Source organism: Desulfovibrio intestinalis (assembly GCF_014202345.1).
Lineage (GTDB): Bacteria > Desulfobacterota > Desulfovibrionia > Desulfovibrionales > Desulfovibrionaceae > Desulfovibrio > Desulfovibrio intestinalis.
Window position 1 is genome coordinate 241400 of the sequence record NZ_JACHGO010000001.1, and the last position, 23000, is coordinate 264399.

Below are 23000 nucleotides of genomic sequence, written 5' to 3' on the forward strand. Positions count from 1 at the left end.
GCCATGTCACAAGAACTTTCTTCTGACGATCTTACGCCTCTCGAAAAGGAATTGGGCAACGCGCCGGGTGTGGGCTTCACGCTGGAGCAAATTCGTTCCGTGGTGTCCAATGCCCATAACGTGATGCTGCCCAAAGACGATGCCACGTTGATGATCGCCACGATCCTCAATGCCTACCTGACGGAAGTGGACAAGCTTCATGCCATGCATAAAAAAGGGCTGACCCGGCTCATGGCCGACAAAACGGACGAGTATGTTTCCCGTGTACAAGTGGCGGTGAACCAGCTTTCCGCAAGCCTTTCCTCAGCCTCAGTTGAAGGCATCCGCAAGGTTTTTGACGATCACGCGGCCCGGCTTTCAACCTTCAAGAACAATGTGTACTTTGCCGCCGTCATAGTCGGCATGTCGGCGCTGCTTAATGTGGCGGTCTTCATCCTGGGCGGGCTGCACTGATGCAGGGGGCCTGCACCGATCCTCGGTTACTGGCCGGTCTGCGCCATTCCTGCGGGCCTGTGTTTATGGACGCGCTGGAAAGTCCGGAAGTCATAGAAATCATGCTTAACCCGGACGGCTCGTTGTGGATTGAAAAGTACGGACAAGACCATGAATGTGTGGGTACTATCTCATCTGTCCAAAGCCGTTTGATACTTTCTCTGGTGGCAAGCAGCCTGAATCTGACGGTCAATGAGCGCAACCCTATAGTGGAGGGTGAATTTCCGCTGGACGGCTCCCGCTTTGAAGGCACGTTTCCGCCCATTGTTGGCCCCGGCCCTTCATTCTCGCTCCGCAAAAAGGCTAGCCGGGTGTTTACCCTTCAAGAATACCTGGCCTCCGGCACCATCACAACGCGGGTGATTGAAATCATCCATGACGCCGTGTTGCGGCGCTGGAATATTGTAGTTGTCGGGGGAACCTCCAGCGGCAAAACCACCTTTGTCAACGCGGTCATTGACGCTGTTTCCACGCTCACGCCCTCTCACCGCCTGATCATCATCGAGGATACGGCGGAACTCCAGTCCAAAAGCGCTAACGCCGTATTCTTCCGTACCTCGGTCATTGCTGACGTTGATATGCGGAAGCTGGCAAAGGTCAGTATGCGCTACGCTCCCAAGCGTATTCTGATTGGTGAAGTGAGGGACGCCGCCGCTCTGGAGCTTTTGAAGCTGTGGAATACAGGGCATCCGGGTGGGATTGGTACTTTTCACGCAGACAGCGCGGAAGAAGCCCTTCCTCGGCTAGAAGAACTGGTAGAGGAAGCGGGCCTTGGCCCCAAACAAAAATTGATAGGTCGGGCGGTTGATCTGGTGGTTTTCATGGAGAAAACTCTAGAAAATCGGCGGCAAATATCAAACATTCTGCGCGTGGACGGCTTCAACACGAAAACGGACACCTATAAAATGGAATATCTTTACAACGTAAAGGCGGAACAAGGCTTATGAGAACCGAACAGGCGTACGGCCCCACCAACCTTCGTTGCGGGAAGTGCAACAAACTTCTGGCAAAAGGCCACATTGAAGCTGGAGAAATCGAGCTTTTTTGCCCTCGCTGCAAAAGCAGAATAGTCCTGCGGGCAGTAAGCCCCAACCTCGCGCCGCACCAATCGGGAAAAGACGGCCTCCACGGAGATCGTCATGCGCGTAACCAATCTTCTTCCCTCTCGTAAAGCCTTTCTCTCCCGCCTTGCCGTTTTCAGCTTTTGGACTGCCTGCCTTTGCTTCCCCGATATTGTCGTGGCATCGGGCGGTATCACGGAATTTTCCAGTCCTCTGGAGCGGGTGGTGAACACCATCACCGGCCCGGCTGGTAAATGGATTTCCATTGTGGCAATGGCGCTGTGTGGCGTCATCTTTATCATGAATAAGGATGATATCTCAGGCGGTTTTAAGCTGTTGTTGTCCGTGGTTTTTGGCATCAGCTTTATCGCCTTTGCGGCCAGCATCGTCAACAGCGTATTTTCTTTTTCCGGGGCAGTCATATGAGGTTGCTCCCCATCCACCAATCCTTGCACCGCCATGCCCATATTCTTGGCGCGGAAAGGGAACTGGTTATGACCAGCGCCCTGATTGCTTTGCTGGTGGGTGTGGGTGGGCTGACTGCGGTTTCTATCACGTCCGCAATGGGCTTCTGGATGGTAGCGGTGTTTGCGCTCCGGCGCATGGCAAAGGCTGATCCGATCATGAGTCGGATCTGGCTGAGGCATATCAAGCAACAGGAGTTTTACCCGGCAAAGGCAAGCCGCTGGCGGGCTGTAGGGGGTTTCAAATGCTGAAACTCAAAGACTACCGTTCCAGAGCTAAAGGTCTGCCGGATTTGCTCCCCTATGCAGCGCTGATTGCGCCGGGCGTCATCCTCAATAAAGACGGTTCGTTTCTGGCTGCCTGGGAAATCCGGGGGCAGGATACCGCTAGTTCCACGCCGGACGAGCTGGCATTTGTGTCCGCACAGTTCAATAACGCGACCCGGTTGCTCGGTACGGGCTGGATGCTTCATGTGGATTCCATCCGCAGTAGTCATCGGGCGTATCCCGCGCCGGAGAAAGGGCACTTCCCCGATCCGGTGACACAGCTCATTGACGATGAACGCCGGGCCTTTTTTAGCGGCAACCGTTGTTTCAGTACCAGCACCGTTTTTTCTGTCACCTACAAGACGAGTTTTGAAGCCGCGAAACTCGCCGGAAAGGTGCAGGCAGGGACGGTTACAAGTCCCGCGCTGGAAAAAGCCTTGGGGCAGTTCCAGAATACCCTTGAAGACCTGGAAGACGCCTTGTCTTCGGTTCTGTGTATGCAACGGCTTTCGGAATATGAGGAGTGCGCCGATGACGGCGAAACCTACACGCAATCTGACCTTCTCTCCCATATCCAACATTGTGTTTCCGGCGATCTGCACCCACTGCATGTGCCGAAAAGAGCCATGTATCTGGATCACCTTCTCGCCAGCAATGATCTGGTGGGGGGCATCATTCCCCGCCTCGGCGGGAAGTACCTTGCGCTGCTTTCCATTGACGGGCTGCCGCAAGAATCCTTCCCGGCCATGTTCGCGGATTTGGAGTCTCTTCCGCTGGAGTATCGGTTTTCCACGCGCTTTATCTGCCTTGACCAGTACGATGCCACAAAGGAAATAGACTCCTATCGCAAGGGCTGGCGGCAACAGGTGTATCGCTTCCTTGATCAGTTTTTCAACAACCCCAACGCCCGCGCCAACCGTGACGCTTTGCTTATGGCCGAAGACGCGGAAACCGCCCTGACCGAAGTACAGGGCGGCTATGTGGGCGCTGGCTACCTGACCTCCAGCATCGTGTTGATGCACGAAAATCAGGGGCAGTTGCAGGATTGGGCGCGGGAACTGCGCCGAAACATCCAGACCTTTGGTTTCGGCTGCCGGATTGAAAAGATCAACGCTCTAGAAGCCTGGCTTGGAACGCATCCGGGCAACGGATACGCCAATCTGCGGCGGCCTATGGTCAATACCCTGAACCTGGCTGACCTGTTGCCCCTGGCTTCGGTCTGGACTGGTTCGCCCGTCTGCCCCTGTCCGTTCTATCCGTCCAACTCCCGGCCCTTGGCCGTGCTGACCACGGATAAGTCAACACCGTTCTGGTTCAATATCCATGTGGGTGACCTCGGCCACACCTTGATTTTCGGGCCTACCGGCGCGGGCAAATCCACCTTGCTGGCAACGCTGGCCGCGCAATTTCGCTGCTATGAAAACGCCCGCATCTACGCTTTTGACAAGGGCATGAGCATTTTCCCGCTTTGCCTCGGCTCAGGCGGGACGCACTACAACATTGGCAATTCCGATCAGCTTTCCTTCGCGCCGCTCCAGCGCATTGACTCCGAAGCGGAACGGGCCTGGGCGGAAGAGTGGATCGCTTCCCTTATGGAGTTGCAGCACATCACGGTCATGCCCTCACACCGCAACGCCATTCACGCGGCCATGCTGGACTTGTCGGCACAGCCGGAAAATCTGCGCTCTCTGACCAGCTTCTACCACATTGTACAGGATAACCAGATTAAAGACACGATCCAGCACTACACAGCGCAAGGGGCAATGGGGCGGCTGCTGGATGCGGACACGGACGATCTGACTCTTTCGCCGCTTATGGTCTTTGAAATTGAAGATCTGATGAACCTGGGCGACAAGAACCTGATCCCGGTGCTGACCTATCTCTTTCACCGCATCGAAACTTCTTTGGACGGGACGCCGACCATCCTTGTGCTGGATGAAGCCTGGATCATGCTCGGCCACCCTGTTTTCCGGGCAAAGATACGCGAATGGCTGAAAGTCATGCGTAAGGCGAACTGTGCGGTGATCCTTGCCACGCAAAGCCTTTCGGACGCCAAGAACTCCGGCATTCTGGACGTTCTGGCCGAATCCTGTCCGACCAAAATATTCCTGCCCAACATCACGGCCACACAGGAGGCGCAGCGCGAACTCTATGTGGGCATGGGGCTCAATGAAACCCAGATCAACATTATCGCCCGCGCCACACCAAAGCGGGACTACTACATTGTCTCGCCCTTCGGCAGGCGGCAAGTGCAGCTTGCCCTTGGCCCCAAAACCCTGGCCTTTGTCGGTTCCTCAGACAAGGAGAGCATTACCCGGATTCAGGCACTTGCTGCGGAATATGGCTCTAGCGACTGGCAACACCAATGGCTGCGGGAACGCGGCGCGGCATAACAAGGAGTTTTTATGAAAAAGCTACTGTTTATCCTGGCCGTCATGTGCATGTTCGCCACTCCCGCCCATGCTCTGACTGTTTCTTGTGTGAATTGCAGCAACAGTCTTTTGCAGGCGTTGGATCGCGCCACAAACATGGAGCAACTTTCTACGCTCATCAGCGAATACCGCGAATCCATAACACAAACCGCGCAACAAATCCGCATGGTGCAGCAAAATATCGAGCAATACGCCAATATGCTGCAAAACACGGCCCAGCTTCCGGCCAATCTGGTGAGCGAACTCAAGGGCAACCTGACCCGCCTCGCCAATCTCTCCGGCGACCTCAAGACGATGCGCGGCGATATTGTGGGCCTGGGGCAAGTGTTCAATTCTCTGTTCCCTGAGCAATCCCTCTTTGGCGATCTGGCTGGGGCCAGCCCGACACAAGTGGAAGCCGCCAACGCGAAATATCAGCAACAGTGGGACAAGTGGTCTGCAACCGTGGATCAGGCTTCCCAGGCCACGTTCCAGCTTTCCGGCTATCAGCTTGAAGATTTGCAAAAAGACGCCGGGCGCTTCCAGTCCTACCTTGACGAGCTGCTTTCCACGCCGGACGGCCAACAAAAGGCGATCATGGCCGGAAACCAGCTTTCGGCCCTTCAGGTGCAGGAGGCTCGGCAGCTCCGCGAACTCATGGCCACACAGGTGCAGTCCAACTTGGCCAGTCAGATGAAGTCGGAAAAGGAAAGCCAAATGGCAGAAGAGGCGTGGCGGGACACTCTGAAAACAAATCGGATCGGCAGTGCAAAAGCCAAGCCCGATCCCTTTTAGGCGGCGATCATGAAAAAGTATTTGCTGCTTCTGGCCGTGCTCTGCCTTCCGGCGCTGGTGCTTCTGCTTTTGCCGGAACAGGCCCATGCCGCTGATGAAGATTTTGTGTCACGGCTGGTGCATGAGTTCTATTCAAAGACAAGCGTCTGGGAACCGACCTTGAAGCGGTACGCGCTGACCGTGTTCCGTTGGCTAGTTATTCTGGAAGTGTGCTTTCTCGGCATCAAGGCCGCCCTCAACCGAGATCAGCTTGGCGACATTCTGAAACAGTTTGTCATGCTCTTGCTCATGGCCGGGTTTTTCATGGCCGTTATCACGTATTACAAGGAATGGTCGTGGAATTTGATCAATGGCCTGAGCGCAATCGGCAGGGAACTGACTCCCGGTGGCTACTCTTCGGAGTCTCCGTTTCTGACCGGCATGCAGCTCGTCAAACTGGTGCTGGATAAACTCTCCGTCTGGTCGCCGGGCAACTCCATAGCCCTGCTCATTGCCGCCCTGGTGATCATCGTCTGTTTTGCCCTGATTTCTGCACAAGTAGTCTTCATCAAGTGCGAAGCAATGGTGGCAATGGCGGCGGCTGTGATTTTGGTCGGCTTCGGCGGTAGCGCTTTCCTCAAGGATTATGCCGTCAACGCTATCCGTTACGTTCTGGCCGTGGCCTTCAAACTCTTTGTGATGCAGCTCGTTCTTGGCGTGGGCATTGCCTTCATTGAAGATTTTTCTACGTCCACGGCGGAATTGCAGGATATCTTTGTGGTCATTGGCGCATCCGTGGTGCTTCTTGCCCTGGTCAAATCGCTGCCGGATGTATGCGCGGGCATTATCAACGGTTCCCATGTTGCCAACGGTGCGGCGCTTACAACCTCGGCTGCCGCCGTGGGTGGGGCGGCTATCGGCGCAATGGTCGCGGGGAGCAACACCGTGCAGAACGTGAAAGACGCGGCCAAGGTGGCAGGAATGGATGGGGCCAGAGGTCTGGGCAAAGCGGAGCACATGGCGAAATCGCTGTGGGGAGCGCGGCAGGATGCCAAGGCTTCAGGCGAAAAAGCCCTCAGTACCCGTACCCGGTCTGAAATGCAGGATCGGCTTGAACGGGCCAAAATGAATAACGACACATAAGGCGGTATCTATGTCTTTTTTCAAATCACTAGCGGAACTACCTGGGCGAGAAAAAGGGGGAAGCCCCTACCTGAACGGACGTGAAGAGTGGCTTGAACGCTATGGCTCCTATATCAGCCGTGCGGCGCAATGGCGTATTGTCGCCTTCCTCTGTCTGCTTATCACCAGCGTTTCTATCACTGGCAACGTCATGCAGGTCAGCCAGGCAAAGGCCATTCCCTACATTATTGAAGTGGACGCTCTTGGCAAAGCGGCGGTTGTGGCGCGGGCGGATGCGGCTAGCAAAACTCCGCAGCGGCTGATCCAGGCGGAAATTGCCAAGTGCGTAAGTGATTGGCGCACGGTCACGGCGGACGTGGAACTCCAGCAAAAAATGATCGAGCGGCTTTCCTTTTTCATGGCCGGAAGCGCCAAGGGCGTTTTGCGCCAGTGGTATGAGGCCAACAATCCCTATGAAATCGCCAAGACCGGCAAGCTCGTGCATGTGGAAATCAAAGGGTTGCCGCTGCCAGTCAGTTCTGACTCGTACCGGGTGGAATGGGTTGAAACCGTCCGCAGTCATGCGGGCATCATGTTGGATTCGCACAATTATGAGGCCACTGTGACAATCCAGATCAACCCGCCCACGGTGGACGCTGTTCTGCTCCGCAATCCGGGTGGTGTATATATTACGGCGCTGTCGGCCGGAAAAGTCCTCGGCGCGCAGACCCCATCCATTCAGAAAGAGCAATGAGGTCTACCATGAAAAAGATATTGCTAGCTGTCACCCTTGCGCTCTGCGCCCATACCACGTTTGCGGCTCAAAATATTCCATCCGGTTATCCTCCGCCCCTAGACGGCATGAGCGCCAGCCAGCCCGTACAGGAAATCGACTATATCAGCTCCAAGGTCGTACCGCTGACCCCGAAGGAAAGAAAGGCTCTCAGCCTTTCCGATGAGTGGGCGCGGCAAAATGTTGATCCGGTTCTGTCCGGCGGCGGCAAGGTGGTGTACGTCCACGGGGCCAGCCTGCCCACGATTGTGGCAACGCCTATGCAGGTTTCGGATGTGGAGCTTGAGGCCGGAGAGGTGGTCAATGAAATCGTGGTGGGCGACTCGGCTCGTTGGATGGTGGAATCTGGCTCCGCTGGTTCTGGTCCGGATGCCAAGGTGCATCTATTCATCAAACCTGTGGATGCAGGGCTGGAAAGCTCCACAGTGATCACCACAAATCGTCGTGCGTACCACTTGCGCCTTGTGTCGCAACGCAAAGGGCACACGCCCTATGTCGGTTTCCTCTATGCGGACTCCCTGAACCGCCAAAGCGCATCCCGGCAAGCGAAAGAAGCCAAAGAGCGCGAATGGAATTCCACTAATGTAGACGGCCAGCAGGCGGATTTATCCAAGCTCAATTTTCGTTATGAGGTGAAGGGCAAAGCCGCTTGGAAGCCAGAGCGTGTTTATGATGACGGGCGGCAAACCTTTATCCAACTGCCGAAAAAAACGGCGTCAGGGGAAATGCCTGTGCTGCTTGTCCGCAAGGGAAGCCGTGATGTGCTGGTTAATTACCGAGTGAAGGATACCGCTATGGTGGTGGACGGACTATTTGAGCGTATCGCGCTCATTGTCGGTGTGGGCGGCGATCAGGAAAAGGTGGAAGTCATAAGGGGAAACAAGTGATGCGTATCCTCATTTTCCCTTTGCTGCTCATGGTGCTACTGGCTTCGGGCTGTGCGGGGCGTGGGTCTGTGGGTTCCTATTGTGGCCCTCTGGCGGAAGGCAAGACCGTTGCTGCTATTGCCGCCGATGCCGTGGACTTACTATCAAACCTGTATCCTCCGGGGCATACCGCCGTCCACCTCGTCCCGGCCAAAAATGTAGAAAATACTTTTGTACAAGACTTTGAAGGTGGTTTACGGACAAAAGGCTTTACGCTGGCTCCCGATGCGCGGGCTGATGCTGTGGCAGTGGCCTACACGTTGGATGCGCTTTCCGAGAAAGGCGAAGAACGCACATGGTATCTGCAACTCCGCATTTTTGACAGCAAAACAGATGGCATATCCATCGCACGGGCCTACACCCCCAGCGGCCAGCCGGAAGCCGGACAAAGTCGCACGGAAACCGCACTCAAGCGTTCCATGCTGGAAGAAGTCACGGACACCACCCGCAACGCTCTTTTCGAGTAGGGGGCGATATGTCTGCTACAAGCCCCAACAGTCTGGAACCGACAAAAACGATCAATGCCGCCCGCATGAGCAAGTGGCCGCTCTATGCCGTGCTGCTGGCCGGGCTGCTCCTGTTCGGCATACTGGTTTACAGCGTGAACTTTGCCCACAATCAGGAAGAGGAACAAGGCGGCACTCCCAAGGTAGATATCAAGGAGGAAGAAAAACCGCTGCTGATGGGTGAAGGGCGCGGCCTTGCCTTGGCTCCCCCTGCTGGTTCACCCGCTGTCATGCAGCCGGATAGACCTACGCAGAATGTCGCAAGCCGGGAACCGCTGATCGTGGTGCAATCCGACAAAGGCCAGTCCGACAACTACCGGCAGGAATTGGAAAACCTCCGGCGTATGAAGGCGCAAGCCCATCTGACCGCGCTTTCGGCTCCCCTTGGCGTGAAAAAGGCCAGCCAGCCAAATGCAGGTCCGGTTCCCTATACGGATTCCGGTTCTGCCCCTGGTAAATCTTCCATGCCTATGCCCGTCGATCCGTATGGTGTTCGGGAAAGCTCCTATGACCCGAATGCGGACAAGGACAAAGAGGCATTCTTTGATCGGGCCGGGAAAGATACAAGCTGGATTTTGCCTCACCCGCGCATGGCCGGGCAAAAGTATGAAGTCAAAACAGGCGCGGTGATTCCCAGTGTCATGGTGACGGGCATCAATTCTGATCTGCCCGGCAACATCATTGCCCAAGTGTCGCAAAACGTCTTTGATTCGGCCACGGGCAATCACTTACTGCTGCCCCAAGGGGCAAAGCTCTTCGGCGTGTACGATTCCCGCGTGATCTATGGACAGGAACGGGTCCTGGTCGCCTGGAATCGCGTGATGTTCCCTGATGGCTCGGCTGTTACCCTTGGAGCCATGCCCGGTTCGGATATGGCGGGCAACGCCGGATACACAGATGAGGTGAACAACCATTATTTCCGCATTTTCGGTTCCGCAGTGTTGATGAGCATGATGTCTGGTGGCATGGCTTTTACAATGGATTCGTTGGATAATAGTGCTTCTAACAGGGACAAGCCAACTCTCCAGAATGAAATGGGTTCCGCACTAGCCGCGCAACTTGGACAGACCACGCTCCAACTCCTGCAAAAGAATCTGAACATCAAGCCCTCACTAGAAATCCGACCAGGCTACCAGTTTAACGTCATCGTCACCAAAGATATGGTATTTGAGCGGCCTTATCGACCTCAGAGATGATCATTTCTTCCTGTTGTCGATGTCTCTGGCTACGCGTCATCCGACGGACTCTACACATAAAATTTTATATGCTAAGTACCAGTTTGGGTAGAAGCTTAAATAGTGGGTTTCAAGTCAGTATAAGGAGTTTGTATGAGAGTTCCTCAGAGAAGCATGCTTTTGGCGTCCAGACTAAATCAACGAGCAAAAGAGTTTTTTATTTCTGCTGAATCGTTGAGAGCAAATTTTTCAGCAGTAGTGCACGTTATAGATTATTGTACAGCTTTATCTTTCGAACTAAATCTGAAGTCAATCCTTGCTGTGCGTGGTGTGATTGCAGGTGAAGAAGTGGATAAGGCGCATCGTCATCATGACATAATTAAGTTTTTTAAGGAATGTAATATTGTATTTGAAAATAGTAAGAGTAGTGAACTTGTGGAATATTACAACTTAATTTTAAATGGGATAGGGAGGTACTCCACAACAACAAAAGGGGATAGAGGAAAGCTTGATGCCGCATTATCTGGGATGTATAAAAAAATACCTAATTTTTTTAATACGCCAGAAAAAAACTGTATATATGAAATAAATCCAGAAAGTGGTATAGTTGACGATAGTTATAAGAAAATTTGGAACACACTCGATAATATTTTTAGGACAGAATATATTGCAGCCCAAGAAGGTTTAACGTCCTAGTCATCCTTATTGATTGCGGGCTATGTGCTCCAACCCCGCGCCGCTTGACGGCCTCCACAAGAGGACGTCATGTGCGCGAAAAAAGTTCAATACGGTTTGAGGGAGAAATCCCCTCAAAAAACGCCGCTACGCTGGCTGTATCTGCCGTTCATACTGCTGCTCGGTATTGGCAACATGGTTCTGGCGACTCAGCGCATAGCGGCGTTTTTTGGGTATCAGGCCGCTCTCGGCCAGCCGTGGGGAGTCGCCTTTGGCCTTCTGTGGTATGCCCCGTGGTCGGTCTTTGCCTGGCAAGAGCGGCTTGGGGCAAGCGATTCCAACGGTTTTATTGATCAGGCCATTGCCCACAGCCAGGCTCTTTTCCTGCTTCCTCAATTCGTCATCATTGGCGTCTGGCTCTGTTTTCAGAAAAAATTGCGATCTAATGCCAATCTGCATGGCTCGGCGCGGTGGGCGGAAGAGCGCGAAATCCGCACAATGGGCTACTTTGATGGCAAGGGCGTTTATGTAGGCGGCTGGCTGAAAAAATATGCCGGGGTCGCACTCCTACTGCGAAAGCTCAAATCCCGGCCCGAAGAAACACAGCTCTACCTCCGGCACAACGGCCCGGAACACCTCATAGTCTTTGCGCCTACACGTTCGGGCAAGGGGGTGGGCCTGATTCTGCCCACACTCCTGGCCTGGGAAGGCTCCAGCATCGTTCTTGATATTAAAGGCGAAAACTGGGCTTTAACTGCCGGGTGGCGCAAATCCCAAGATCAGATCGTTTTGCGTTTCGACCCCTCCGATCCTTCCGGCGCGTCGGCCCGCTTCAATCCCCTGGAAGAACTCCGCCTCGATACGCTGCTGGCGATACCGGACGTGCAGAATATGGCTGCCATGCTGGTTGACCCCACTGGCAAGGGGCTGGAAGACCATTGGAGCAAGGCGGCTTTCGCCATGCTCGGTGGGGCGATTCTGCATTGCTGCATTATGACCCGTCACGCCCAAAAGCGGACGGCAACCCTCTATGATCTCTCCTGCATGTTGGCGGACGAGAGCCGCACCATTCAAGACCTGTTCAAAGAAATGGTGGAAACGGATCACGCCGTGCTGCTTCAGGAGATATTCCCCGGCGCTGAAAGCGGTGACAAAGCGCATATCTTTATCGCCAGTTCCGCCAGAGAGCTGTTGAATAAGGCGGAAAACGAAGCCAGCGGCGTGGTTTCCACGGCTTTGACCAATCTTGCGCTCTACCGCGATCCGGTGGTGGCTCTGAACACCGCTTCTTGCGATTTTCTTATCCATGACCTGATGAACCATGAAAAGCCGGTGAATCTGTATCTTGTCATATCCCCTGCGGATATTGACCGGATGCGGCCCCTCCTGCGGCTCATGGTGGATATGATTGTGCGCCGTATCTGCGCCAAGATGGAGTTTGCGGACGGCGTAAGTGTGGCCGGGTACAAACACCGCCTTCTGCTCCTGCTGGACGAGTTCACCAGTCTGGGCAAGCTACCAATCATGGAAAAGGCGTTGGCCTATATCGCCGGATACGGCGGCAAGGTCTACATCATTGTTCAGGACATTACCCAAATGAACGCCGTGTACGGCAAGGATAACGCTCTCATGGCGAACTGCCATGTTCGCATTGCTTACGCCCCCAACACCATTGAAACGGCCAAAATTATTTCCGATATAACTGGCAAAACCACTGTTGTGGAAGAAAAAGTTTCTCTCTCCGGTTCAAGAACCGGGCATATGAAAAACGCCTCGGTCAACGTCTCCGAAACGGCCCGGCCCCTGCTCACGCCTGACGAGTGCATGAGGCTCCCCGGCCCGGAGAAGGATTCACTGGGCAAGGTGGTCAAACCCGGCGATATGCTGATTTTCACCACCGGGCAGTCGCCTATCTACGGTCGGCAAATTCTCTTTTTCTTCGATCCGGTTTTCTCGGCTCGCGCAAAAATCCCCGTTCCCGGCCTGACACCTCAATACCAAAGCGGGGTATCGGATTCCATTTATGCGCCGCGTCCTGCGGCGTGGTATGCCGCAACGCCAGCTCCCGCCGCAATCTCTGAAAAGAAAGAGGCTTCCAGTGAGCAGTATTTCGTTGAGTAGCGTGCTGCGGCGGGCGCTGTTCGCCGTGATCGGACTGGCTCTGACCCTCGTCCTGTTTTTTTGTGCGGGCCTGCGCTTCAACCCCACACCGTCTTTGCCCAAGGGCATCTATTGCCTTGTTTCCGAAGCTCCAACAAAAAATAATCTGGTGAGTTTTTGCTTGGAAGGCGAGTTCGCGGAATTGGCTTTGGAGCGCGGCTATCTGGAACCTGGTTCCTGTCCCTCCGGGCTGCGGCCTTTGCTCAAACGTCTGGCCGCGCTGCCGGGCGACTTTGTTGATCCTTCCGCATTCCCGATCCGCGCCGTGGACAGTCAGGGACGGCCCATGCCGTCGGCTCTGCTTCCGTGGATGTCGGGTGTCGTGCCTTCCGGCATGGCGTTGGTGCTGGCCGATCATCCCGGCAGTTTCGACAGCCGCTATTTCGGGTTCGTTCCGCTGGAAAGCCTCCAATGGGTCGAACCTGTTTTTGTTTTTACCCCAAAAGGAAATTGACCATGCAAGACAAAGAATATTTACGCGCTGCGGCAAAAGTCATTGCGCGGCAGATTGAAGGCAATGTCGTAATTTACGGTGTCCCGCTTGACCCTGACGTTGCGGACTATATGGGGGCTTTCCCTGAAGAGGCCATCACGCTGGCTGACATGGTGGAAGACGGCCTTCTGACGGTCACCGATTCCGGGGAGGTGGTCTATGTCGGCTAACACCAAAACCGGCACTCAGAAGCCGCAGAAGCCGAAGCGTCCCCCGTTCCATGAAGAGTTTGCCAGCAAAATCATTGAACGCCTCCAGCAAGGCACAGCCCCGTGGCAAGTTCCCTGGACGCCGGGGAAAGTCTCTCTGGTTCCCCACAATCCCGCCTCCGGCACTGTGTACCGGGGCATGAACCGGGTGCATCTGGCGCTTTCCGGCTATGACGATCCGCGCTGGATGACGCTGAAACAGGCCAATGACAACGGTTACAGCATTTTGCCCGGCAGCAAGGCCACACCGGTGGTCTATTTTCAGTTCACCGAAGAAAAAGACAAGCTGGATAAAGAGGGTAAGCCCGTCCTTAATGCCGACGGCAAGCCGGAAAAAGAAAAGGTGGAATTGGATAAACCCATTGTCCGTTTCGCCCACGTGTTCAATGCCGAACAGGTTGACGGCATTCCTCCGCTCCAGCTCACGGATAAAGCCTATGAGTGGGAACCCATTGAAAAGGCGGAAAACATCCTTGCCGCTTCCGGCGCGATCATAAAACACGATCAGAGCAACCGGGCCTTTTATCGGCGTATGGAAGACGCCATTCATCTGCCGCCCAAGGAAAACTTTGACGCGCCGGATAAATACTATGCAACGGCCTTGCACGAGTTGGGCCACTGGACAGGTGAAGAAAACCGTCTGAACCGTGAGTTTGGCCCCTTGGGTTCGGAAACATATGCGCGGGAAGAGCTGCGGGCGGAAATCGCCTCGTGGATGCTCGGACAGGAAATCGGCATCGGCCACGATCCCGGCCAACATGCCGCCTATGTGCAGTCATGGATTCAAGCCCTGAAAGAAGACCCCTATGAAGTTGTGCGAGCTTGCCGGGACGCGGAAAAAATCAAGGAATACGTCTTTGACCTGGAGCGGAAAAAGGAACTCCGGCAGGAAGGCCCGGAACAGGTTGTGCAGCCGGAGAAGTCTGCGCAACGAGGAAAATCCTTTGAAAAAAGGGAGCAAATAGCCGCTATGGGTGTTCCTGCGAATCCGGCTCCGGAGAAAACCTTCCTTGCCGTTCCGTATCGGGAAAAAGAGCGGGCCAAGAAGTTCGGCGCGAAGTGGGACAAGGAAAACAAGCTCTGGTTTGCGCCGGAAGGAACCGACCTCACGCCGCTGGCGAGATGGGTTCCAGAAAAGACGCCGGAAAAAGCCCTAGCGCCGGAACTATTTTTGTCTCCAAAAGAAGAGTTTGCCAATGCTCTGGAACAAGCCGGGCTGGATTTGCGCGGCAAAGCGCCGATCATGGATGGGCAGATACATCGTGTTCCGCTCATCGGCAGGAACGGCGGCGACCTTGACGGCGCATACTGCGGCTATCTTGATGAACGGCCTGCTGGCTGGGTGCATAATTTCAGTGCCGGCGAAAAAACGACCTGGGTTGCCACGGGCCACACTCTGAGCAAGGAAGAGGTGGAGGCCCAACGCATCGAAATTGCCAGAAAGCAGGAAGAACGCCAGCGGTTTATTCTGGAGCGCCAGCAAAAGACGGCGCGGGACGCTCATGCGGAATGGATCGCTCATGATTGGGCCTCTGCCGACAACCCATATTTGCAGGCCAAGGGCGTTCAGCCTTTTGGTGTGCGTGAGAAGGTGGACGGCACTCTGCTGGTTCCCGTTATGACGGTGGACAAGGAACTGCGCGGCCTGCAAACCATCACCCAGGATGGCACAAAGAGTTTCATGTACGGGATGGAGAAAAACGGCAACTTCCACATGTTTGTCAATCCCGACAAAGACCTTTCCAAAGATTTGGCCCACGGGGAAATCATTCTGGCCGAAGGCTACGCCACAGGGGCGACGCTGCACATGGCAACGGAAAAGCCCGTGGCCGTGGCCTTTGACGCGGGCAATCTAGAACCTGTAGCCAAAAAACTGCGGGAAAAATTCCCCAATGCCGCGATCACTATCTGCGCCGACAATGATCATCAGCATACGCGACGAACGCCGGAGGGGACAGAACCCTGGAACAAGGGGGTGGAACTAGCTCAAAGAGCCGCTCAAGAGATCGGGGGCAAGGTCGTGGCTCCGGTCTTCACTGATGAAGAACGGGCAAAGGGGTTGACGGACTTTAACGATTTGCACCAGTCGCGTGGCCTAGATGAAGTGAAACGGCAAGTGGGCCTCGTTCTGCAGAAAGGCGTTGACCGGAAGAAATCACACCCTCAAGAGATGGAAAGGGGTATGAGCCTCTAATTCTTACTTCTGCGGGCCTCGCGCCCCAATCTCGCGCCGTCTGGCGGCTTAATATCGCCCTATCTTGGCTAGATTTTGACGCCAATCTCTGGCACACTAAAAATTCAAATACAACGCTCACACAATGTCAGCATGTTATAAAAAGAGAGTAGAATAACAATTCTGCGACATGTTTACAGTTCTTAATCCAGTTATTTTATAGGCTTTTTAAAAAGGAATCATACGAAGTGAAGTCTAATTTTGAAAAAGTAGTATACTATCTAGATACGGATATTTGTATCACTCTAGACAAATATAGAGATAAATCAATTACGAAAAAAGCAAAAATAGGTGTATTAGAAGGTAAAATAATTATCAACTTTAGCGCCGATGATATAGAGTCTCAACGATTCATGACGGATTGCTCATATGCAATTCAAGAAAATCCATATGTTGATATGGAAATTAATGGCAGAGTGATACGTGGTTTTATTATATATACTGATACTGTGTTTTGCAAAAATCATGAAGTATATATTGGAACTAGCATAAATAAACTGGAAATTAATGTTGCTCCTGGCTTATGCGAGCACGCTATACTTAAATTTGGAAAAAATATAAATGTAAAAAATATTTTTAAATTTAGCACATTGATGAATTACAGTTTTCACATAAGCGACGAAGATGAAAGTAATGTTATTAAAATCAAGAAAAGTGACAACTCTGATATAGAAATTGATGAAATGATGTTATTTTTAAATCAAATTCGCTATTTTATATCTTTTCTAAATGGCAGATTCATAAATTCGAATTCGATAGAATTATTCGATAAAAACAATGAAAGAGTCCTTATCCAGTTATTCCCTGGTCTACAAACTAAAGCATCCCACAGCGTGTTGACAGAAGAAATGGAAGCCAAAATCAATCATCTATTTGAAAAATTTATATGTATATGTGACTTTGAATCATTGAAGAGAGTCATAAGCATGTATTTAACAGTAAATTCAAGTCGTAATATAGATTTAATATCAAGTGTTATTATATCAAAGACTGCTATAGAGGTATTGATTGATAGAATACCAACCCCTTCTTTTATTTCAGAAGAAAATTGGGAAAAAAACAAATCATTTGGTAAAATCGAAAAATACTTAGAGAGTATTTCTGCAAATGTTTTTTTGGGCAATGCGAGAGAACTACAGGCTCTTGGCGCTTGTTGTGGCTCGACTCCATTTGACCTTGTAAATCGCATAAGGAATGATTTAGTGCATTCCGAGCAAAAAATAATTCCAGATATGGATCGCAGTGCGGTTCTTCTCATGGAAACGCATACAATATTACTGTTATTCTTGGAAAAAATCATACTCAACTTGCTTGAGTATCATGGAACATATTTACAGCGGGACGTTTCACCAATGTTGGCAAAAGAAATATGATTTCTTAATTTAAGCGCTCTGCGGGCCTCGCGCCCCAATCTCGCGCCGCATGACGGCCCCTTAAGGAAAAGTCATGTGCACGAAATTGTTGATCCTCGAATCCCCCGGCAAGGTGAAAAAGGTACAGGAAATCCTCGGCTCTGGCTGGAGGGTTGCGGCCTCTGTGGGCCATGTGCGTGATCTGCCCGTCAAGGAAATGGGCGTGGTCGTTCCTGACTTCAAACCGCAGTATCTTCCAACAGATAGGGGCAAGGAGGTGTTGTCCCGGCTAGCCGGGCTGGTGAAGCACGCGGACGAGGTTTTTCTTGCCACAGACCCCGATAGAGAGGGGGAAGCTATTGCGTGGCATCTGCAAGACGCCCTGAAACTGAAAAATGCCAAGCGCGTCACCTATACAGAAATTACGGAAGCGGCCATACGCGCTGCGCTCTCCAACCCTCGTTCCATTGATATGGCCCTGGTCGCCGCGCAAGAAGGGCGGCGGGTGCTGGATCGATTCTGCGGTTATCTGGTGTCCAGGCCGCTCTCCAATGCCGTTGGAGAAAAACTTTCCGCTGGCCGGGTGCAAAGCCCGGCGGTACGTCTGGTGGTGGAGCGGGAAAATGAAATCAAAGCCTTTTCCAGCACAACGCATTACGGCGCGGAACTTACCTTTGAAAATGTGGACAATATCACGGACGGCTGGAAAGCCACGCTTCTGGTCAATCCTTGTCTTGAAGAGGGACAAGAATATTTGCTGGATAAATCCCTTGCGGAAAAAGCGGCTGCGCTGCGGACGCTGGATGTGCTGGACTGCACGGAATCTGAAAGCCACGCCGCGCCTCCGGCTCCCTTCACGACCTCCACATTGCAGCAGGCAGCCAGCTTGTCACTCAGATTCACACCAAAGCAGACAATGCAATTTGCGCAACGCCTTTATGAACAAGGCGCGATTACCTACATGAGAACAGACAGCCCCAACCTTTCGCAAGAAGCGGTATACGCTATCCGGGTGTATTGCGAAACAAAGGGCTGGCCGCTGGTGGAAACGCCCCGCAATTGGAAATCCAAAGAGGGGGCGCAAGAAGCACATGAGGCCATTAGACCGACTCACATTGAAATTGAGGAAGCCGGGGAAACTGCGGACGAAAAAGCTTTGTATCTTCTTATCCGGATTCGTTCTCTGGCTTGCCAGTTGGAAGATGCTGCTTATGCGGTTCGGACTCTCCAGCTTGGCGCGGATACGGACGGAAACCAGGCATTATTTGAGGCAAAAGGCCGAACGCTGCTTTCGCCAGGTTGGAAGGTTCTGGCGACATCGGAAGATGATGCGGAAGGTGAAAAAGAGCCTTCCAACCTCGTCCCGGCCATGAAGCCCGGCACAAAAGCCACGGCACTGACGGGAACGGTCACGACGAAAAAGACTAAACCCGCCTCCCGCTTTACGGAAGCCAGCCTTATCCGCGAGCTGGAAAAACGCGGCATTGGGCGTCCGTCTACCTATGCGGCAATTATAGACACCATCTCCAACCGGCAATATGTCACCACGGAAAAACGCTTTCTTGTGCCCACGGTCTTGGGGGAAAAGATTGTTTCTGGTCTTTGCGGACATTTTTCTTTCATTGAGTACGACTTCACCCGCACGATGGAACAATCCCTTGATGATATTGCGGAAGGGAAAGCGGAATACCACGCCGTCATAGCTTCAGCCTATGACCGGCTTTCCAATGAAGTACAGGCATTTGCCAAGGCCACGGGCAAAGTTTGCGAAAAATGTGGCAAACCTATGGTGCATCGGATGAAAAAGCCCGGCAAAGATGGCAAGGGCGGTTATGATTTTTGGGGCTGCTCCGACTGGCCGGAGTGTGACGGCAAAGCATAATTAACGAGAGGACGCCCGCTGATTCAGCGGTAAACTAGTTCGGCGGGTGTATTTTATAAAGTATAAAGCGTCTGCAAACATTTGAAACGCGAAAATCAGTCTTGAATAAATAAATGTTTAATGGTGATACGCAGTATAGCGCCAAGCCTTTTTTTACTCTCATCGAAAACAAGCCTAGATCGCCGGACCGCGCATTCTAGCTGGCAAAAGAAGTGTTATTTTTGAGTGCTATTTCTTGTAACCTCCTTTGTTTTTCGTGCTGCTCACTGCGGCAACGAAAATCTTCACAAAAAGGACAGCCTTTGCTGTCGCTCAGGCTTTCGATAATGCCACATTCTCCGTTTTTTCCTTTAGAACATTTGTGTCGCAAATGCTCTAACTGGGCTTTCAACTGAGTCAGTGATTCTATCTGCTCTTCCACGTTGACGATGTGTTTTTGGACAAGAGTGCCCACCCAATCGCAATTTGCTTTCGGGGTATCTCTGAACGCCAAAAGCTCACGGATTTCCGAGAGTGTCATGCCATGGCGGCGACAATGTCTGATAAAGCGCAACCGCTCAATTTCCTTGTCGCCATAAAGCCTATAATTGGCTCCGGTGCGATCCGGCTCTTTCAAAAGCCCTTCCTTTTCATAGAATCGTATCGTTACGACCTTGCAGCCAACCATTTTGGCTAGCTCCCCGATTTTCATTTTCATGGTGTCTCCATAACTGCCCAATAAACCCTCTAGTAAGTATAGGTATTGGTGACGTAAATTTTTGCGCTAATGGCGAGCACGCCACGAAAGTGCATCCCCAAAATCACTCATCCGTTCCTCGAGCTAAAACTAATCTCTATACTCACTATAGAGTCAACGGGATGCAGGCTAAGTATCGCTCATTCTTGTTGAGTCAATTCAACATTGCGAAATTTTAAGAAAATATTTTTCGTGAGAGTTTTACAAAAAGCCTTGACCCTATACTTCCTATAGACATTAGTCTGCACTCAAGGGTGATGGCTCACGGAAAAATGATTCTAAAATCAGCTTGACCCTATAGCCTCTATAGACACTAGTTTTAGCAAAAAGATGGATGAGAAGGCAATAACGCCCATCAATCTCAATCATATGCCCGGAGAAATCCATGAGTAGTCCAACAGTAGCGTGCCCTTGCGGTTCCCTGCATCCGACAGGGTTTCTTTGTGAGAAGGCCGCTTCCCTTCTTGCCTCACAAAAACACGATTCATGCGGTTGTTCCCACAACCATACCCAAAAAGTTTACGAACACACCCGCAGCGAATCGTGCAACCATGATCATACGGAACATGACCATGCGCATGAACCGGCCCATGCTCATAGCCATGACCATAGTGGCTGTGCCGGGCATGGTCATCAATCCGCGCATGCTCACAGTCACGACCACGCTCATGCGGACGGCGGTTGCTGCGGTCATGACCACGCTGAAGCTGCGCCAGTTGACCTCGCAGCCATTGGTGAGGCTTCCGATACCCGCGCCATCTACCGCATCATGAATATGGACTGCCCCATGGAAGAAGCTCTTATTCGCAAAAAACTGGGGGGAGTTCCGGGCATCACCAACCTTGATTTCAACTTGATGCAGCGTGTTCTGACCGTTGACCATGAATTGCCCTCCACGGAACCCATTATCGCGGCCTTGAAAGCTATCGACATGACGCCCGAAGTAATTAGCGCGAAACAAGGCACGGTAGCCATGTTCTCGGTTAACGGCATGGATTGCCCGGTTGAGGAAAATCTGATCAGGGCCAAGTTGAACGGAATGCCCGGCGTGTTGGGACTTGAATTCAACCTGATGCAGCGCACGTTGAGGGTGCGGCACGAGCCGTCGGCTCTCCCATCCATTTCCGAAGCTCTCATATCTCTGAACATGAATGCCAAGCTCATGGATATGGAAGCGGGAGAAAGCAACGTTATTCCCGAACCCAAAATTCCCTGGGGCAAGCTGGCAATCGCTGGTGTTGCAGCCGGGCTTTCTGAAGCCTTTGAGCTGATAAGCGAATGGGGGACAAAGCCATTTGGGGTTGATATCAGCACATGGAAGATAAACGGCTTTGACGTATTGGAATGGTTGCCTTTGCTCTTTGCCGTGCTTGCCATCGTTTTCGCAGGTCTTTCCACGTACAGAAAGGGTTGGCTGGCTATCTCCAATTTCAACCTGAACATTAATGCTCTCATGTCCGTGGCCGTAACCGGCGCGGTCATCATTGGGCAATACCCCGAAGCCGCAATGGTCATGGTACTGTTCAACTTGTCGGAGGCAATTGAAGCCAAGGCATTGGACAGGGCCAGAAACGCCATCAAGGACTTGCTGGCTCTCGCGCCGGAAAAGGCCACTGTTTTACGGCCTGACGGCGCATGGGTGGAAATGGATATTCGTCAGGTGGCCGTTGGCAGCCGTGTGCGTGTAAAGCCCGGCGAAAAGGTCGGCCTTGATGGAACCATCGTGCAGGGCCAATCCGCCATCAATCAGGCACCCATTACCGGTGAAAGTATGCCGGTTGAAAAAACTATCGGTGATACCGTTTATGCGGGCACCATCAACGACTCCGGCTCGTTCGAATTTGAAGTAACGGCAGCGGCCACGAATTCCACACTCTCCCGAATTATTCATGCTGTTGAAGAAGCGCAGGGAGCGCGTGCGCCAATGCAACGCTTTGTTGACCAGTTTGCAAAGTATTACACCCCCGCAGTGTTCCTGACCGCCATCCTCGCGGCTGTTATCCCGCCACTGTTCTGGGGGCCGAGGTTTACCCCTCCATTTACACTGCGCTGGTTATCCTCGTCATCGGTTGCCCCTGCGCCCTGGTTATTTCCACGCCGGTCAGCATCGTTTCCGGCATGGCCGCGGCCACACGCTACGGCATTCTGATCAAGGGCGGCACTTTTCTGGAACAGGGGCGACTTCTCACATGGCTGGCGCTGGATAAAACCGGCACCATCACCCACGGCAAACCGTGCCAGACGGATTTCGTGGAAATCGGCAACATGGGCGACTACAGAACAACTGCTCTTGCCGCCAGTATTGCCGCCCGTTCCGACCACCCTGTATCCAGAGCCATCGCGGAAAAAGCCGTTGAGAACAAGATTGAGCTGTTGGGTGTGGACGATTTCGCAGCAATTCCGGGCCAGGGCGTCTGCGGCGTAATCGGAGGGCAGAAGTGGTATCTCGGCAATCACCGCATGGTGGAAGAGTTGAAGAAATGCTCGACCACGTTGGAAGAACGTATTTTCGCACTGGAAAAAATGGGGAAAACCGTCGTCGCTCTTGTCGGAGAAAAAGGCGTGCAGGGCTTGTTCGCCGTGGCCGATACATTGAAAGACTCCAGTATTGAAGCTATCCGCGAACTCAAGAAGCTCGGCGTCAAGACCATGATGCTGACCGGCGACAACGAGCACACGGCATTGGCTATTGCCGAGCAGGTGGGTGTGGATTCCTTTAAGGGCAATCTGTTGCCCGAAGACAAGCTCCGTGTCATTGAAGAGCTTGAAAAGGCTGGTGGCAAGGTCGGTATGGTGGGTGACGGGATCAATGACGCCCCGGCTCTGGCCAAGGCCAATATCGGCTTCGCCATGGCGGGCGGCGGCACGGACACGGCCATAGAAACCGCCGATGTTGCCCTGATGGACGATGACCTGCGCAAGATACCGCGCTTCATCGGCCTGTCTAAATCCACATACGCCATTCTTGTGCAGAACATTGTCTTTGCCCTTGGTGTGAAGGCGTTGTTCTTCGCTCTGACCTTCATGGGTCTTGCGACCATGTGGATGGCTGTCTTCGCGGATGTAGGCGCGGCCCTGGTGGTTGTCGCCAACGGGCTGCGGGCAATGCGCAAATAACAGAAAAACCTGCTGGGGAAAACTATTGTTTGTTCTTTCCTGCAATAACCCTATGAAATCGATTTTTCTACGGAGAAAGACATGTCACAACAAAAAACAGGACATATGTATTCTGACGCATTCGCAAGCTACAAGGCAAGCGACGGTTACCC

Annotated in this window: 23 protein-coding genes; 21 read left to right on the top strand and 2 right to left on the bottom strand. The window is 52.8% G+C overall.

The window, feature by feature from the left end; genetic code table 11:
- Positions 1–3 precede the first annotated feature (3 nt).
- The 19 genes from HNQ38_RS01065 (at position 4) to topA (ending at position 18995) form a co-directional block, all read left to right on the top strand.
- A complete protein-coding gene (locus HNQ38_RS01065; RefSeq protein ID WP_183717404.1) occupies positions 4–453 on the top strand; it encodes a hypothetical protein in 450 nt (149 codons plus the stop codon).
- Entirely contained in the window at positions 453–1439 is a 987-nt protein-coding gene (gene trbB / locus HNQ38_RS01070; protein WP_183717406.1) for a P-type conjugative transfer ATPase TrbB, read from the top strand. Before HNQ38_RS01065 ends, trbB begins: the two co-directional genes overlap by 1 nt.
- Positions 1436–1663, top strand: a complete 228-nt coding sequence (locus HNQ38_RS01075; RefSeq protein ID WP_183717408.1) for a Com family DNA-binding transcriptional regulator — start codon at positions 1436–1438, stop codon at positions 1661–1663. The genes trbB and HNQ38_RS01075 overlap by 4 nt, the downstream gene beginning before the upstream one ends.
- On the top strand, positions 1632–1979 hold the full coding sequence (locus tag HNQ38_RS01080) for a TrbC/VirB2 family type IV secretion system protein (RefSeq protein ID WP_183717410.1): 348 nt from the start codon (positions 1632–1634) through the stop codon (positions 1977–1979). The genes HNQ38_RS01075 and HNQ38_RS01080 overlap by 32 nt, the downstream gene beginning before the upstream one ends.
- Positions 1976–2269, top strand: a complete 294-nt coding sequence (gene trbD, locus HNQ38_RS01085; RefSeq protein WP_183717412.1) for a conjugal transfer protein TrbD — start codon at positions 1976–1978, stop codon at positions 2267–2269. The genes HNQ38_RS01080 and trbD overlap by 4 nt, the downstream gene beginning before the upstream one ends.
- The gene (locus HNQ38_RS01090; RefSeq protein ID WP_183717414.1) at positions 2263–4677 is read left to right on the top strand and encodes a VirB4 family type IV secretion/conjugal transfer ATPase; all 2415 of its coding nucleotides are present in this window, start codon (positions 2263–2265) and stop codon (positions 4675–4677) included. Before trbD ends, HNQ38_RS01090 begins: the two co-directional genes overlap by 7 nt.
- A 12-nt stretch (positions 4678–4689) precedes the next feature.
- Entirely contained in the window at positions 4690–5490 is an 801-nt protein-coding gene (trbJ, locus tag HNQ38_RS01095; protein WP_183717416.1) for a P-type conjugative transfer protein TrbJ, read from the top strand.
- Between the two features lie 9 nt (positions 5491–5499).
- Positions 5500–6612, top strand: a complete 1113-nt coding sequence (gene trbL / locus HNQ38_RS01100; RefSeq protein WP_183717418.1) for a P-type conjugative transfer protein TrbL — start codon at positions 5500–5502, stop codon at positions 6610–6612.
- A 10-nt stretch (positions 6613–6622) separates the two neighbouring features.
- Complete coding sequence (locus HNQ38_RS01105; RefSeq protein ID WP_183717420.1) at positions 6623–7345, top strand: VirB8 family type IV secretion system protein; 723 nt, start codon at positions 6623–6625, stop codon at positions 7343–7345.
- 8 nt (positions 7346–7353) lie between these two features.
- Positions 7354–8271 carry a P-type conjugative transfer protein TrbG gene (gene trbG / locus HNQ38_RS01110; RefSeq protein WP_183717422.1) on the top strand — a complete coding sequence of 306 codons (918 nt, stop codon included), beginning with the start codon at positions 7354–7356 and terminating at the stop codon, positions 8269–8271.
- Positions 8271–8777: a hypothetical protein gene (locus HNQ38_RS01115; protein WP_183717425.1), complete on the top strand. Its 507-nt coding sequence runs from the start codon at positions 8271–8273 to the stop codon at positions 8775–8777. The genes trbG and HNQ38_RS01115 overlap by 1 nt, the downstream gene beginning before the upstream one ends.
- An 8-nt stretch (positions 8778–8785) precedes the next feature.
- On the top strand, positions 8786–10012 hold the full coding sequence (locus HNQ38_RS01120; RefSeq protein ID WP_183717427.1) for a TrbI/VirB10 family protein: 1227 nt from the start codon (positions 8786–8788) through the stop codon (positions 10010–10012).
- A gap of 132 nt (positions 10013–10144) precedes the next feature.
- A complete protein-coding gene (locus tag HNQ38_RS01125; RefSeq protein ID WP_183717429.1) occupies positions 10145–10687 on the top strand; it encodes a hypothetical protein in 543 nt (180 codons plus the stop codon).
- Between the two features lie 69 nt (positions 10688–10756).
- Positions 10757–12787: a type IV secretory system conjugative DNA transfer family protein gene (locus tag HNQ38_RS01130; RefSeq protein WP_183717431.1), complete on the top strand. Its 2031-nt coding sequence runs from the start codon at positions 10757–10759 to the stop codon at positions 12785–12787.
- The gene (gene traF / locus HNQ38_RS01135; protein WP_183717433.1) at positions 12765–13280 is read left to right on the top strand and encodes a conjugative transfer signal peptidase TraF; all 516 of its coding nucleotides are present in this window, start codon (positions 12765–12767) and stop codon (positions 13278–13280) included. The genes HNQ38_RS01130 and traF overlap by 23 nt, the downstream gene beginning before the upstream one ends.
- A 2-nt stretch (positions 13281–13282) precedes the next feature.
- Entirely contained in the window at positions 13283–13489 is a 207-nt protein-coding gene (locus HNQ38_RS01140; RefSeq protein WP_183717435.1) for a hypothetical protein, read from the top strand.
- On the top strand, positions 13479–15722 hold the full coding sequence (locus tag HNQ38_RS01145; protein WP_183717437.1) for a zincin-like metallopeptidase domain-containing protein: 2244 nt from the start codon (positions 13479–13481) through the stop codon (positions 15720–15722). The genes HNQ38_RS01140 and HNQ38_RS01145 overlap by 11 nt, the downstream gene beginning before the upstream one ends.
- A gap of 227 nt (positions 15723–15949) precedes the next feature.
- Positions 15950–17134 carry a hypothetical protein gene (locus HNQ38_RS01150; RefSeq protein ID WP_183717439.1) on the top strand — a complete coding sequence of 395 codons (1185 nt, stop codon included), beginning with the start codon at positions 15950–15952 and terminating at the stop codon, positions 17132–17134.
- A 73-nt stretch (positions 17135–17207) separates the two neighbouring features.
- A complete protein-coding gene (gene topA / locus HNQ38_RS01155) occupies positions 17208–18995 on the top strand; it encodes a type I DNA topoisomerase (protein WP_183717441.1) in 1788 nt (595 codons plus the stop codon).
- Between the two features lie 196 nt (positions 18996–19191).
- On the opposite strand, the gene cadR is transcribed toward topA, so the two are convergent.
- Positions 19192–19692, bottom strand: a complete 501-nt coding sequence (gene cadR, locus HNQ38_RS01160) for a Cd(II)/Pb(II)-responsive transcriptional regulator (protein WP_183717443.1) — start codon at positions 19690–19692, stop codon at positions 19192–19194.
- A 523-nt stretch (positions 19693–20215) separates the two neighbouring features.
- Entirely contained in the window at positions 20216–20425 is a 210-nt protein-coding gene (locus HNQ38_RS14120) for a hypothetical protein (protein ID WP_246387924.1), read from the bottom strand.
- A gap of 93 nt (positions 20426–20518) precedes the next feature.
- On the opposite strand from HNQ38_RS14120, the gene HNQ38_RS14515 reads away from it, so the two are divergent.
- Together HNQ38_RS14515 and HNQ38_RS14520 are read left to right on the top strand one after the other, a co-directional pair.
- A complete protein-coding gene (locus HNQ38_RS14515) occupies positions 20519–21880 on the top strand; it encodes a cation-translocating P-type ATPase (RefSeq protein ID WP_281377777.1) in 1362 nt (453 codons plus the stop codon).
- The gene (locus HNQ38_RS14520; RefSeq protein WP_281377786.1) at positions 21814–22848 is read left to right on the top strand and encodes a heavy metal translocating P-type ATPase; all 1035 of its coding nucleotides are present in this window, start codon (positions 21814–21816) and stop codon (positions 22846–22848) included. The genes HNQ38_RS14515 and HNQ38_RS14520 overlap by 67 nt, the downstream gene beginning before the upstream one ends.
- Positions 22849–23000: the final 152 nt, after the last annotated feature.